At 58.6% G+C, this 14,354-nt stretch carries 14 protein-coding genes; 10 read left to right on the top strand and 4 right to left on the bottom strand.

Translation table 11 applies throughout. From position 1 onward, the window contains the following. Positions 1-11: 11 nt before the first annotated feature. A complete protein-coding gene (gene lon / locus WB528_RS02710; RefSeq protein WP_423886888.1) occupies positions 12-2,402 on the top strand; it encodes an endopeptidase La in 2,391 nt (796 codons plus the stop codon). Positions 2,403-2,640: 238 nt separating this feature from the next. Continuing rightward, positions 2,641-3,288: a BON domain-containing protein gene (locus WB528_RS02705; RefSeq protein ID WP_423886914.1), complete on the top strand. Its 648-nt coding sequence runs from the start codon at positions 2,641-2,643 to the stop codon at positions 3,286-3,288. Between the two features lie 652 nt (positions 3,289-3,940). On the opposite strand, the gene WB528_RS02700 is transcribed toward WB528_RS02705, so the two are convergent. Further along, positions 3,941-4,192 (bottom strand): hypothetical protein, encoded by a 252-nt coding sequence (locus WB528_RS02700; protein WP_423886887.1) that lies wholly within the window; start codon positions 4,190-4,192, stop codon positions 3,941-3,943. A gap of 58 nt (positions 4,193-4,250) precedes the next feature. On the opposite strand from WB528_RS02700, the gene WB528_RS02695 reads away from it, so the two are divergent. Then, positions 4,251-4,925, top strand: a complete 675-nt coding sequence (locus WB528_RS02695; protein ID WP_423886886.1) for a universal stress protein — start codon at positions 4,251-4,253, stop codon at positions 4,923-4,925. A 166-nt stretch (positions 4,926-5,091) separates the two neighbouring features. Here the strand turns inward: WB528_RS02695 and WB528_RS02690 are convergent, their stop codons facing one another. Further along, entirely contained in the window at positions 5,092-5,571 is a 480-nt protein-coding gene (locus WB528_RS02690; protein ID WP_423886885.1) for a CBS domain-containing protein, read from the bottom strand. Positions 5,572-5,588: 17 nt separating this feature from the next. Then, entirely contained in the window at positions 5,589-5,918 is a 330-nt protein-coding gene (locus WB528_RS02685; protein WP_423886884.1) for an ATPase inhibitor subunit zeta, read from the bottom strand. Between the two features lie 126 nt (positions 5,919-6,044). Between WB528_RS02685 and WB528_RS02680 the strand changes: the two genes are divergently transcribed. The 7 genes from WB528_RS02680 (at position 6,045) to WB528_RS02650 (ending at position 13,642) form a co-directional block, all read left to right on the top strand. Further along, the gene (locus tag WB528_RS02680) at positions 6,045-6,890 is read left to right on the top strand and encodes a CHAD domain-containing protein (RefSeq protein WP_423886883.1); all 846 of its coding nucleotides are present in this window, start codon (positions 6,045-6,047) and stop codon (positions 6,888-6,890) included. 177 nt (positions 6,891-7,067) lie between these two features. Next, on the top strand, positions 7,068-7,379 hold the full coding sequence (locus tag WB528_RS02675; protein ID WP_423886882.1) for an ATPase inhibitor subunit zeta: 312 nt from the start codon (positions 7,068-7,070) through the stop codon (positions 7,377-7,379). Positions 7,380-7,452: 73 nt separating this feature from the next. Beyond that, positions 7,453-7,983, top strand: coding sequence for an Hsp20/alpha crystallin family protein (locus WB528_RS02670; protein ID WP_423886881.1), 531 nt, complete (start codon positions 7,453-7,455; stop codon positions 7,981-7,983). 66 nt (positions 7,984-8,049) lie between these two features. Further along, positions 8,050-9,672, top strand: coding sequence for a chaperonin GroEL (gene groL, locus WB528_RS02665; protein ID WP_423886880.1), 1,623 nt, complete (start codon positions 8,050-8,052; stop codon positions 9,670-9,672). A 161-nt stretch (positions 9,673-9,833) separates the two neighbouring features. After that, positions 9,834-10,052, top strand: coding sequence for a ChaB family protein (locus tag WB528_RS02660; RefSeq protein WP_423886879.1), 219 nt, complete (start codon positions 9,834-9,836; stop codon positions 10,050-10,052). Positions 10,053-10,251: 199 nt separating this feature from the next. Next, the gene (locus WB528_RS02655) at positions 10,252-11,493 is read left to right on the top strand and encodes an efflux RND transporter periplasmic adaptor subunit (protein ID WP_423886878.1); all 1,242 of its coding nucleotides are present in this window, start codon (positions 10,252-10,254) and stop codon (positions 11,491-11,493) included. 31 nt (positions 11,494-11,524) lie between these two features. Beyond that, positions 11,525-13,642, top strand: a complete 2,118-nt coding sequence (locus WB528_RS02650; protein ID WP_423886877.1) for an ABC transporter permease — start codon at positions 11,525-11,527, stop codon at positions 13,640-13,642. Between the two features lie 18 nt (positions 13,643-13,660). Here WB528_RS02650 and WB528_RS02645 read toward each other — a convergent pair. After that, positions 13,661-14,354 (bottom strand): MBL fold metallo-hydrolase RNA specificity domain-containing protein (locus tag WB528_RS02645; protein ID WP_423886876.1); only part of this gene is annotated, 694 nt, incomplete at its 5' end.

Here is a 14,354-nt window from a genome sequence, read left to right as displayed (position 1 = left end):
GGAGATGCACCATGGCCAATGAAGGACCCGCCGGCGTCACTCTATCACCTGACCAAGCGCCTCCAATTCCAGGTGATGCTCTCATCATTGTACCGACGCGAAATATTGTCCTGTTTCCCGGCGTCGTCATTCCCATCACGATCGGAAGGCCGAAATCGATTGCAGCCGCGCAGCAAGCAGTACGCGAACAGCGGCCGATCGGAATTTTGCTCCAGCGCGACGCGGAGGCAGCCGAACCAGGACCCGACGATCTGTATCGAGTTGGCACCATGGCCAACATCGTGCGCTATATTACCGGTCCCGACGAGAGCCACCATCTCGTCTGCCAGGGCATTCAGCGCATCCGAGTGCTTGATTACTTGCCTGGCCCCCCGTTTCCGGTCGCGCGGGTCCTTCACATACCAGAGCCCACAACGAGTTCGCCGGAGATCGAGGCCCGCTTTCTGAATTTGCAGCGGCAGGCAATCGAAGCTGCGGAGCTGCTTCCGCAGGCCCCGCAGGAGTTGATCGCCGTCCTTCAGGCTACCACGTCGCCGTCGACCTTGGCGGACCTTACGACGTCCTACTTGGACATCAAGCCGCATGAAAAGCAGGATATCCTCGAAACGGTCGATCTTGGGCTTCGCATGGAAAAGGTGTCCCGGCATCTGGCCGAACGCATCGAAGTCCTTCGCCTGAGCCGGGAGATCGGACAACAGACAAAGGCCGCTTTTGGCGAGCGCCAGCGAGAAGCGATCCTGCGCGAACAGCTGGCGACTATTCAGCGCCAACTCGGGGAAGGTGACGGGAAAGCCCAGGAGGTAGCGGAGCTGAACGAGGCTATCGCCAAGGCCAAAATGCCACCTGAAGCGGAAAGCCATGCGCGCAGGGAAGTTCGCCGCTACGAGCGGATGCCGGAGGCTGCAGCAGAAGCTGGCATGGTCCGCAGCTATCTGGACTGGCTGATCGAGCTGCCATGGAATCTGCCGGAAGAAAAGCCGATCGACATCGCCGAGGCGAGGCGCATCCTCGATGAGGACCACTACGGCCTCGAGAAAATCAAGACTCGGATCATCGAATATCTCGCGGTCCGCAAACTGGCCCCCAATGGCAAGGCGCCGATCCTCTGCTTCGTGGGGCCACCCGGCGTCGGGAAGACCTCGCTGGGTCAATCAATTGCACGAGCGATGCAGCGGCCATTCGTGCGGGTCAGCCTGGGTGGCGTTCACGACGAGGCGGAGATCCGGGGCCATCGGCGCACCTATATCGGTGCGCTGCCTGGCAATATCATTCAGGCGATCAAGAAAGCCGGCTCGCGCAACTGCGTCATGATGCTCGATGAGATCGACAAGATGGGCCGCGGAATCCAAGGCGACCCTTCTGCCGCCATGCTTGAAGTACTCGATCCGGAGCAGAACGCGACGTTCCGCGACAACTATCTCGGCGTGCCCTTCGACCTCTCGCGGGTCGTGTTCGTGGCAACAGCCAATATGCTCGATTCTGTCCCAGGCCCTCTGCTCGATCGCATGGAGATTATCAGCCTGGTCGGCTACACCGAAGATGAGAAACTCGAAATCGCGCAACGCTACCTGGTTCGCCGGCAGCTCGAGGCCAATGGGTTGAACGCAGAACAAGCCGAGATCGGCCCGGACGCGCTGCGGTGCATCATCAAAAGATACACCCGCGAGGCCGGCGTTCGCGGTCTGGAGCGAGAGATCGGCAAGGCATTTCGTAACGCGGCGGTTAAGATTGCGGAAGGTAGCGCGAGCCGCGTTCTTTTTTCTGTCACGGATATCGTGGCCGTTCTCGGCCCGCCGCGGTTCGAAAGCGAGATCGCCATGCGCACCAGTATTCCCGGTGTTGCAACCGGGCTGGCCTGGACGCCAGTCGGCGGCGATATTCTTTTCATTGAAGCTACGCGCACTCCTGGAAAAGGAGCGCTGATCCTGACTGGCCAGCTCGGCGAGGTCATGCGCGAGAGCGCGCAGGCTGCGCTGACGCTGGTGAAGAGTCGCGCTGTTCAGCTCGGGATCGATCCGTCACTGTTTGCGAAGAGCGACATCCATATCCATGTGCCCGCGGGCGCCACCCCGAAGGACGGGCCGAGCGCAGGCGTTGCCATGTTTATGGCCCTCACCTCCCTGCTTACGGATCGCACAGTCAAGAACAACACCGCGATGACGGGCGAAATCTCGCTACGGGGCTTGGTGCTTCCGGTTGGCGGTATCAAGGAAAAGGTTGTCGCTGCTGCCGCCGCCGGATTGACACGCGTCCTGCTGCCGGCACGAAATCGTCGCGACTTCGACGATATTCCGCTGGGCGCCCGCAACAAGCTCGAGTTCGTCTGGCTCGAACGCGTCGACGATGCCATCGCGGAGGCACTGGATCAAAAGAGCGTGCCGAGCGCCATCGCCGCGCAATAGCGTTCGAAGAGGTCTTGTTGCCTCGAGCGCTTACGCCGGTCGGAGAGCCGCCGAGAATTCGGCCTGCCGCAACCGCGAGTAAATGCCCGCCACAACGGGGTGACTTGTGATTGTCCGCCACCTTGCGACGATGGAGTAAGAGCGAAGCTTTTTCTCCCCAACCTTTTGATCTCGATCAATGTCGGCCCTCGTATTGAGCAAAAAATGCAAAAAAGATATTGCATCGATGGAGTACGACATGTCTGACTCACAGCTACGACAAGACATTATCGACGAGCTCGAATTTGATCCCAGCATTTACGGAGAACACATCGGCGTAGCCGTAGACAACAACGTCGTGTCTCTGGCAGGACACGTCAACAGCTATGCGGAAAAGCTCGCCGCGATTGCTGCCGCGCGTCGCGTCACAGGCGTTCACGCAATTGCTGAGAATATCGACGTCCGCTATCCGTATCAAAACAAGACGAACGACGATCAAATCGCCAAGCGCGCCAGCGATATCCTGAAATGGGACATCATGGCCCCGCGTGACATCGACGTTCTAGTTCAAGACGGTTGGGTCACGTTGAGCGGACATGCGGATTGGTACTATCAGAAGACCGCTGCTGAAGACGACATCCGCAAGCTTTCCGGGGTTCGCGGCGTATCGAACAAGATTACTATCAAGCCCAGCGTCGAAGCCGACAACGTAAAGAGCAAGATCGATGCCGCTCTGAAGCGGCTCGCAGAAGTCGAGGCAAATGCTATCCACGTTACTGTAAAAGACGGAAGCAAGGTCATTCTCGAAGGCAAGGTCGAGAATTGGGACGAGCGACGCGCCGTCGAGAATGCAGCTTGGTCTACCGCCGGTGTTGAGTCGGTTGAGGACCGTCTGACTATAGCCTGAAGGGTGCGCACTCTTGCAGCGGCCCCGACCGGATCCTTGCAAGGTTGACTACGTGTCTTTTTTCGCCGTCGATACACCACGTCGAGAGACTTCCTTCTTGGGACGGAGCGTGGAACTGCCTCACGGTGGTTTTCCCTTATCTCCGGAGAACGCGCTCTTGCCGACCTTGTTGGCATTATTACTCGCGCCAATATCGTCAAAACCTTTGCGAGCGCCCGTCCGCAGCTAGAAATCGGCGCCCCCGACGCGTTGCTCTGGGAACGATTGATCGCTGAGCTGAAGAAGCACTCCTGGTCGCATCTCCACAAGTTGAATGTGACGGTCGCGAATGGCGTTGCCGATCTCTGCGGTGAATCTCGCGCGGAGCGTCAGGCCATCAGCGTCGCGGCCGAATGAACGATCACCTAGTACGAGAGCCCGCTTACCTCTACTCGGTTCTACGACGCCCATTGCGGTTCGACTCCTGAAGGCCACAAAGCCTGCTTGATAGCAGCAGCTCAAACAAGGCACGCGCGGCCTTATATCTTGCCGCTCTTCGTGATTTTTCGCGACCGACCAAGATAGCCTTGCCGCCGGAATCGCACACACTCCATTGCCACCGGCCCCATTTTCGCTCAAGCATCATCTCGTACATTTGTGTGCCGCTTGCCCTTCATTCTGCTGCAACCTTAGCGGCGATCGGTGGGCGCTTTTTGCGCGAGATCAACGCCATCCGGGCGCGGCCTTCAGGTTGACGCATGTCAACATCACCCGGAGCCTGCATGCGACTATTCAGCTTTACCCGCAGGAGGAAAGCCGTGATCAAAACAATAATGGCACATATTCCAACCGAGCGACCGATCAGACCGATCATCGATTTTTCGATATCGCTCGCTTCGACCTGCAAAGCGAGCATCGATGCCATCGCAATCGGTTACATCTCCACCAGCACGTATGTGATTAACGGAAGCTCCGGCGCCGCGATGGCCGCCGTCTTTGAAATAGAACAGGAGAAAGCCAACGAACGCGCCGTGGCGGCCTTGACAGTTTTTGAGACTGAAGCACGGCACGCCAGTGTTTCTTACCAGTGCCGCCCTATCGTTGACCTCCCCGGCGAAGCCGCGGCCTCGATCGGCGCCGCGTCCAGACTGCACGATCTGTCCGTGGTCTTGCAGACCGAGGCTGGCAAACACACATTTGACGACCCGATCTCGACGGCAATCCTGTTTCAGTCGGGGGGTCCCGTCCTTTTCGTCCCATATATTTTCCGTGGGGTCTTCAAACCAAGGCGAATCGGCGTTTGTTGGGACGGAAGCCGATCGGCGGCGCGCGCCCTGCGGGATGCTGGACCACTCCTGATGCAAGCAGATACTCTGTCGGTGATCTCGGTCAATCCGGACCGATGGGCGCCTTCCGATCCATCACCAGAGCAGGTCGTCAAATACCTGACGCGTTATGATCACCCAGTCAGATGCATCAGGTCCGAAGAGGCTCGATCGAACATACAGCCTTCGATCCTGTCCCGGGCTACCGACGAGAACCTCGATATGCTGATTATGGGAGCTTACGGTCACTCCCGGCTGCAGGAGCACGTTTTGGGCGGCGTCACCCGCGAAATGCTCGAGACGATGACAATACCGACTCTGATGTCGCATTGACGTCCAAAGCCGATCCGACGCCTCTGTATTCACTTAAGTCGATAAACGAAATTTTGGGATGAGCTCTTCGGTTTCGGTACAAAGGGATGAGTTACTTCTTTCCGTGGAAGCAGTACGTGAACTCCTCGATCTGTGCGGACCGTGCCTGCGCCGCCCTGAGACGATACTATGTGACGTTTGGCGAAGCGTGGGTGCCGTCCGGCCGCAACTTGTGTTCCAACGCGGCCAGCAGTTCGAACCGGCTAACGATTCCGATCACCTTCCTCCCGCGAACAACCGGGACTTGGGCGACCTTGCGGCCATCCATAATAGCGATTACGTCGTTCACGCTCGCATGCTCGTCAACGGAAAGCGGGTCCGGAGTCATGATAGCCGCGATGCTGAACGTACGCATCCGATTTCGGGACGGACTGTCCTCCTCGATTCCCAAAACCTCTTCCAGCCAATTTCCGGCCGGCGGTTTCACACCCAGCTCCTCTCGATGGAGAAGGTCCTCTTCCGAAAGAATACCAAGCAGATTTCCTCTATCATCGAGCACCGGAAGGGCCCGCTGATTCGTCTCCAGCAACAAGCGGGTTGCTTCGAGCAGAGACGTCGTAGGCCTGATCGTTGCGAGCGAACTCCTCATGACCTTGGTCGCGAGCACGGCGTCCTGCTCCGCAGTCAACGTGAGCGCTGAAGCGGGCTTCGCACCGCGGCAGCCGCAGCCACCGCAAAGCGATCTATCATTCGACGAACTTCATTCTTGCCAACCCCTTTGGGAGCCAAGTCCTCAGCGATACGATCGATCGTTGCCTCCGTCGTGGAATTGGCGACATCGGCCGCCACGATGTCTCGAGCATAGACCTCTAGGGCCTCGCCTGTTTTGCCAAGCTGTCTAGCCGCCCATACAGCCAGGTCTTTTGCGGCCCGCTCTCGCGCCTTAAACTTGAGTTCTTCCTGGTGGGCGAACTCGGTCTCCATGGCGTGTTCGCGTTGATTGAGCGTTGTCATGGCTTGTCTCCTTCTTCGAAGCCAAACGATACCCGCCGGGGCTGCCGCGCAGTTGATTCACGTCAACACCGATCTGCGCGCTATCCGGCCTATTTTCCAGGTTTGGTTTATCGGGAACAAAGCGACATGAGCCCCACCACGCTCGACGCTTTCCTCAGGCCGTCAGGCACCTTGAACGAGCCGACACGGACATCGTCCGGTTGCCGTTCTCTTTTGGGACGGATTGCCAAGAGTTGCATCCGGGCGATCGTTACCAATCGACAATCGGCGATAGCTGGAGATGGCGACGCCATCCACACGATGAGGATTGCACTCACGAAACTTCGTGCCGCCGCTCTCTTTTTCAAGCCTTGGGTCGCTGAAGTCGAATGGCAGAAGATCAACAGTGAACTGCGCTGGTTGAACAAAGTCTTGGGCAACGCCAGAGATTGGGATGTCACGATTGAGTATATCGAACGAGCACACCATCGGCGTCGAGCCCGCAAGTCATGGCACACGGCGCTACGCTCGCACGACGAGGCCCACCATCGGCTCGCCAAAACGCTTCGTTCAGACCGGTACAGGCGATTGGCGGAGGCGCTCAACTGCTGGCTCGACAAGCATTACGGCAGCGGTAACGAGCCGTCGCCTCATGGTGACAACGACTACTGCGAGACGTGCCTGCGAGATTGGCGGGAGAAACTCATCAAAAATGAGCAGCGTGTAAGCGTCCTAAAGCGCAAACAGTTGCACCGGTTTCGAATCCGAAGCAAATACTACCGCTACATGGTTGATAGCCTCATCGACCTCGGCATGACTGTTTCTCGGGACGACTTTACTTTCTATGAAATAGTGAGACGGCTGCATCGCGATATCGGCGAACTCCGGGACCTCAGGCGGTTTCGTAAGTATGTTGGGAAACACTCACTCCAGTACCGAAAGCGACGGCGAGAACTGATGTCGCGCGTCAAGCAGTCATTCCGGCAGTACTGAGCTCTTCTGGCCTCGCCTTTCTGGTTCGCGTGTGACAGGCCTTCGATGCCCTCCGCTTGATGCACATCAACGGTTTGGCTTCGTCCGCGCTCTATCCTTAAGCATTTTAGGGACCCGTGACCGTCGGGTCCGACCAGGGAGAGTCACTCCACAAACATAGCGTGACAGGAGATTGCCGTGTCAGATTTTACGGAGATACTCGATGCCGAGGCTCGCAGATACGCGCTGAATATGATCGCACTCTGGGCAGCCCAACAACTCGGAAAATCCGGCGATGAGGCAAATGACTTTGCTCACGAATTTATCGCCAAGAATGCTTCAGACGAACCACCCACACGCGCGTTCGATCGGCTCTGTCAACTGCTCGTCGGAAAGGGATTATGCACAAAAGAAGAAGTCCTTCGAAAAATGAACGAGCACGGTGCCATTGCGCAAGCCTGTTTTGGAACCGATGTCCATGACACTGAGGCAGAACCGCCGCCAGTTTGACCAAGATCAAAAGAGATGCGTGCTTAACTTTCTATCCTTTCCAAGTTTGGTATAACTTTAAGGAGGATGTCCTATGGCAGAAGCTGCAACCAAGCTTCCTGTAAAGACTGAAGCATCATCGGCTACGCCGTCGCGAGCTCTCGAGTGGCGGCCATTCGAAGGCCTGCGCAATCAGGTCGATCGTCTCTTTCGTGATTTCGAGAGTGGCTTTCTGCAATCGCCGCTCTACCGCGATGTCGACAACTTCTGGCGCCGCGAGCTCGCGTTTCCGGTGACGCCGGCGGTCGATATCATCGAAAAAGACAATGCCTTCGAGATTACGGCCGAATTGCCGGGGCTCGATGCCAAAAACGTCGAGGTCAGCCTGTCGGATGACGTGCTGACGATCAAGGGCGAGAAGAGCGAAGAGAAGGAAGAAAAAACCAAGGACCGCTATGTCTCCGAGCGTCGCTATGGCTCCTTCCGTCGATCCGTTCAACTTCCAGCCAGCGTCGATGCCGGCAAGATCGAAGCGAACTACAAGAGCGGCGTTCTCTCCGTCACGCTGCCGAAGTCCGCGGAAGCCCAAAAGAAACAGACCGTGATTCCGATCACCACGAAGTAGATCAAGCACTGCCTCGCCATCCTGCCGGGCGGCGAGGCTCTGTTCCTGGAGAATTGGAGACGTTATATGCCGCACAAGCAAGTTCTATTTCATTCGGCCGCACGCGAGAAGGTTCTCCGTGGGGCCGCGTTGCTCGCGGATGCCGTGCGGGTCACGCTCGGCCCCAAATCCAAGTCGGTGCTGATCCAGAAGAGCTGGGGCGCCCCGATCGTCTGCAATGACGGCGTGACAATCGCCAAGGAATTCGATCTCAAGGACCCTGAGGAAAACCTCGGTGCGCAGGTGCTTCGGCAGGCCGCTGAAAAGACCGGCGACGTCGTCGGCGACGGCACCAGCACGTCAACGATCCTGGCGCACGCCATTCTCGCCGACGGCGTCAGGAACGTCGTCGCGGGTGCCAGCGCCATCGACCTCAAACGTGGCCTCGACCGCGCGGCACGTGCCGCGACTGCCGCGCTGCACGCCATGGCTCGACCCGTCAAAACCAAGGCCGAAAAGGCACAGGTCGCCACGATTTCAGCTCACAACGATCCGGCAATCGGCGCACTGGTAGCTGACGCGTTTGAAAAGGTTGGCGGCGAAGGCGTTATTTCGGTCGAGGAATCCAAGACGACCGAGACCTCGCTCGATGTCGTCGAAGGAATGAAATTCGACCGCGGCTTCCTCTCCCCTTATTTCGTCAGCGATGCGGAGCGCATGGAAGCCGTACTGGAAGATCCACTTATCCTCCTCTGTGACCAGAAAATCAGCGCACTGAACGATCTCGTGCCGCTGCTCGAACAGGTCGCAAAATCCGGCAGGCCCCTCCTGATTATCGCCGAAGATATCGACGGTGATGCCTTGGCCACGCTGATCGTCAACCGGCTACGCGGCGTCTTGAAGATTTGCGCCGTGAAGGCTCCGGGCTTTGGTGATCGCCGAAAGGCAATGCTTGAAGATATCGCGGTGTTGACCGGAGCTCAGGTGATATCCGGCGAAGTCGGTCTGAAGCTTGAAAACGTCACCGTGACCCAACTTGGCCACGCCGCGCGAGTGGTCTGTGACAAGGAGAATACCGCACTGATCGGCAGCAAGGGAGATCGCGCTCATATCGACGGACGCATGCAGCAGATCCGCCGCGAGATCGAGAACACGACCAGTCAGTACGACAAGGAGAAGCTGGAAGAACGGCTCGCAAAACTGTCTGGCGGCGTCGCCGTGATCCGCGTCGGTGCGCCGACTGAAGCGGAGATGAAGTCCAAGAAAGAAGCGATCGACGACGCCATCAGTTCGACAAAGGCAGCCGTAGCAGAAGGCATGGTGCCAGGAGGCGGACTTGCGCTGCTGAGATGCATGGAAGCGGTTGGCAAGGAGGAAGCAGCCAGCGAAGGCGACGAGAAAACCGGCGTCCAGATCCTCAAGCGCGCGCTCGAGGCCCCCGCCCGCCAAATTGCCGAAAACTCGGCGACCGACGGCGGCGTGGTGGTGGCGCGGATGCTGGGCAGTCAGGGTAATTTCGGTTTCGACGCCGCGCGCAAAGAATACGTCGATCTCGTCGAAGCGGGCATCGTCGATCCAGCCAAAGTCGTCAGGACGGCGCTCGAAAACGCGGTCTCAGTCGCAAGTATCTTGCTGCTGACGGAAGCGACGATGACCGAAATTCCCGAACCCAAGCGGGAGCGGGCGCCGGAGTCGGATATGGCGATGTGACCCGATGGCAAAAGGATTGAGAGGTAGCGACCAACCGGTGGCGGGTTTGAGGTTGAGCATGAAGATCTTCGTTTAACATTTCGTCTCTGAGACAAAGCCGATTGCGCCAGATCAATTCATATGATCGCACCGAGTACGAAATAGAATTCGTGGAGGTTTTCTTGCCTTACGCGTCCGTCGACGATCTCCCCACAGCGATCAGGGCACACTTGCCGCCGCACGCGCAGGAGATCTACCGCAGCGCGTTCAACAATGCGTGGACGGAATACGCCTCGCGTGGTCCTTCGTTGCGCGAAGAGACCGCTCACCGCGTGGCCTGGGCCGCCGTGAAACGAAAATACCGGAAATATGGCAGCCAATGGGTCCTGCGCGCTGGCTGATTTTGAAAGCAGGTGCCTGGTCCCCAAAGGGCAACCTCCAATCCGGCGCAAATTGATCGCGATCAACATGAGCTGGTGAAATCGATTCATCGTGACGGACATGCAGGGGAACAGTGCGTCGCCATCGATACCATCGATAAGGTCGGCTCGGCGATAGGCTTGGTACAACTTGCGCACCGAAACTACGGCGGCACCGCTCATGAACGAACATACCATCCCGACAAGCGAGACCTCGCGCAAGCTCGCGCCCTTTTCGGCCAATACCCCGATCAAGCGCGCGCTTGCCGCTAGACGACTTTGGCTAGTTGCTGGAGCCGCGATTTTGGGCGTCGTTGCGGTTGTCGGAGCGGCGTGGTGGGCTTCGGCCACCCGCGGTACCGTGCGTTATGCTACCTCCCCGGTTACGCGCGGTATCGTCGCCCGAGCCGTCACCGCGACGGGGACCGTCAATCCGGAGCTCACGATCATCGTCGGCGCGGCCGTTTCCGGGATCATTCAGGAATTGTATTGTGACTACAACACCCAGGTGAAAAAGGGCCAAGTCTGCGCCAAGCTTGATCCCCGGCCCTACCAGACCGTCGTTGATCAGAACAAGGCGGATCTGGCTGTTGCGAAAGCTCAACTCGAAAAGGACAAGGCGAACGCGGCCTACACCAAGCTGGCATTTGAACGCTACGCGAACCTGATCCAGACGCATGCCACGTCCCAGGACATCTACGACAATGCCAAGAACTCTCATGACCAGGCCGTGGCCCAGATCGCCTATGACGAAGCTACGATTCAACTGCGTCAGGCTGCACTCGACGCTGCACAGGTCAATCTCGACTATGCCAGCATCGTCTCTCCCGTCGACGGCACCGTGGTTTCTCGAAATGTAACGGTGGGTCAAACCGTCGCCTCAAGCTTTCAGACGCCGACGCTTTTTCTGATCGCCACCGACCTTGCCAAGATGGAAGTCGACGCCAATGTCAGCGAAAGCGACATCGGCGGCATCAAGCCCGGCAACAAGGCCACCTTTACTGTAGACGCCTACCCTAAGCGCATATTTGAGGGCGCGGTGAACCAGGTCCGCCAATCGCCGCAGACCGTGCAGAACGTCGTGACCTACGACATCGTGATCGGCGTCGATAATTCGGACCTCGCCCTCAGGCCGGGTCTGACCGCCGCCAGCCGTATCGTGACCGATGAGCGCAAGAACGTGATGCGGGTACCGAACCAGGCGCTTCGCTATTCGCCAAAGGATCTTTCGCGCGCGGCGCCGCCCGATCATACCCGGGTCTGGGTTTTGCGGAACGACGCGCCGGTGGCGATCGCTGTGGCCACGGGGCTGGAGGACGATAGCTTCACGGAGATCGTTAACGGGGACGTCAAACCAGGTGATCTCGTTATCACTGGAGAGCAGCTCTCGACAGTCAACAAGGCTGTCGGGCCACGTCTCTGATTTTCCGTCGAACTACTCGCGCAGCGCAGGCATGACCGAACCAATCATCAGAGTCTCGAACGTGACGCGGACCTATCACGTCGGCGACGTCGATGTGCACGCTTTGCGCGGCATCAACCTGACCGTCGAGCCCGGTGAATTCATTGCCATCATGGGATCGTCCGGCTCCGGTAAGTCCACGCTGATGTCGCTGCTTGGATGTCTCGATCGGCCATCGAGCGGCGAGTACTATCTCGAAGGGGTGAATGTCGCGCAGCTGACCGAGCCCGAACTCGCGCGGATCCGCAGTGAGCGGCTTGGCTTTGTCTTTCAGAGCTTCAACCTTCTCGCGCGCACCAGCGCGACCGAGAATGTCGCGTTACCCCTGTTCTACGCAGCAGCAGGCGCGTCCAGCCGAACTGAGCGGACCGAGCGGGCCCGGGCGGCGCTGAAACTTCTGGGCTTGGCCGACCGTGAGCACAATACACCGGGGCAGTTGTCGGGCGGCCAGCAGCAGCGCGTCGCCATAGCGCGCGCCTTGATCAACAACCCGATCCTGCTGCTTGCGGACGAGCCAACCGGCAACCTCGATACCCGCAACTCGCACGAGATCATGCAAACGCTGCAATCGCTCAACCGCGAGCACGGGGTTACCGTCATCGTCGTCACCCATGAGCTCGACATCGCGACCTACACCGACCGGGTGATCACCATGCGGGATGGAGAAGTGATATCCGATGAACGAAAGCCGGCTGCCCGCCGGAAGCCGGAAATCTCCACCGAGGTCTTACCCCCGAGCGCGCCTCCCGGCACACAACAGCCGACGCCACCGGCCGCGCTGGTCCGCAACGCGGGCACCGTGCAGGCCTTCGCCCTGATGATTGTGGCTGCCGCGTTACAGGCGCTCGCCCGCAACAAGATGCGATCCGCATTGACAATGCTCGGGGTATTTATCGGCGTAGCCGCGCTGATCGCGATGGTCGCGATTGGCCAGGGCGCAAACGAGGCGGTCCGCAAGCAGATCGAGAGCCTTGGAACCAATCTTCTGGTGGTCGTCCCCGGCGCCACCAACATGGGCGGGATGCGTAGCGGCCAGGGCAGCGCCTCCACGCTCACAGTCGTGGATGCCGCGGCGCTGCGCCGGGAAGCTCCGGCGGTCGGCGGTGTCAGCTACCTCATTCGCCAGTCCGGACAGGTTCGATACGCCAATCAGAACTGGACCACGAACATTCAGGGTGTCAGCGCCAATTACCCACCCACCACCAACTGGCAGATCGTGGATGGGCGAGGAATTTCGCGGGAAGATATCAACAGCGCAGCACTCGTTGCGGTGCTGGGACAGACGGTTGCACGGCAGTTGTTTGGAACCCGTGAAAATCCGATCGGCTCGGTGGTCCAGGTCAAGAGCATGCCACTGCGCGTGATCGGCCTCTTCGCCGCCAAGGGACAAACAGCCTATGGCACCGATCAGGACGATATCGTCATGATTCCGTTCACGACCGCCGAACGCAAGGTGCTCGGCGTCGCGGCGCCAAGCCTGCAGCAAGCTCCGCTCAATTGGGTCTATCCGCCACCGCCTAATCCCTACAATCTCCAGCAGCGGCTAACCGGCTACGTCAATCAGATCTACGTACAGGCCACCGCCGCCAGCGAGGTCCAAAATGCGATCAGCCAAGTTACCGATATATTGATACGGCGCCACCGGATCCGGCAGGGCGGCGTCAATGATTTCACGGTCCGCAACCTGAGCCAGATCGCGGAAACCGCCGAAAGCTCCAGCCGCATCATGGCACTCCTGCTTGCCGCTGTCGCGTCGATATCGCTGATCGTTGGCGGTATCGGAATCATGAACATTCTTCTGGTATCGGTGACCGAGCGAACACGGGAAATAGGTCTGCGCATGGCGATCGGCGCCAGAAGAACACAGGTGCTTCTGCAGTTTCTCGCCGAATCGATGATTCTGAGCGTCACCGGTGGCATCGCCGGAATTATCATCGGCGTTGTGTTTTCCGCATTGATTTCGCTGGTTGCCGGCTGGCCAGCGCCAATTTCGCTAACGGCCGTTGCGGGCGGCTTTCTGTTTTCTGCCGCGGTGGGAATCTTCTTCGGCTATTATCCGGCGCAAAAGGCGGCGAGCCTCGATCCGATCGAGGCCCTGCGCTACGAATGACAGCTCGTTCTGCCGCGCTCATAACTCAAAGATCTGATTCGATTCCGGCATCTCGACATGGGTGTCGCGAAGATGCGTCGCGAATTCGGTCATGCTGTCTTGCTCGCCGTGAACGAGAAAGGTTCGGCTCGCGCCCGTCCGCCTTTGCCAGGCCAACAATTCTGCCTGATCGGCATGGGCGGAGAATCCATTAATGGTATAGATTCGGGCCTTGACCGGAACGTCTTCACCGAAAATTCTGACCGCCTTGGCGCCATCGATGATTCGACGCGCAAGAGTGCCGGCGGCGGCGTAGCCGACGAACACGATAGCTGAACTGTCGCGATCCAGGTTGTGTTGAAGGTGGTGACGCACGCGACCGCCGGTGCACATGCCCGACCCCGCCATGATAATGGCGCCACCACGAATGTTGTTCAGCGCTGCGGATTCAGCGGCCTCGCGGGTGAAATGCAGCCCGGGCAAACCAAATGGATCATGCCCGTCCTGAAATAGCCTTGCTGTGACGGGCTCGAAACATTCGGGATGACGCCGGAATATTTCCGTAGCCGAAATTGCCATTGGCGAATCCAGGAACACTTGAGTCGATTCCGCGATCCGTCCCTTGCCGATACCTTCGTTCAGAAAATAAAGCAGCTCCTGCGCCCGCTCCACCGCAAACGTAGGGATGACAATATTTCCCCCGCGCCTGAAGGTCTCGGTTATGGCTTCAAAG

Origin of the sequence: Bradyrhizobium sp., assembly GCF_049586575.1 — a bacterium.
In the GTDB taxonomy this organism is placed as follows: domain Bacteria; phylum Pseudomonadota; class Alphaproteobacteria; order Rhizobiales; family Xanthobacteraceae; genus Bradyrhizobium.
Note: the sequence above shows the minus strand (reverse complement) of the source record. Positions and strands in the feature narration are given on the sequence as shown.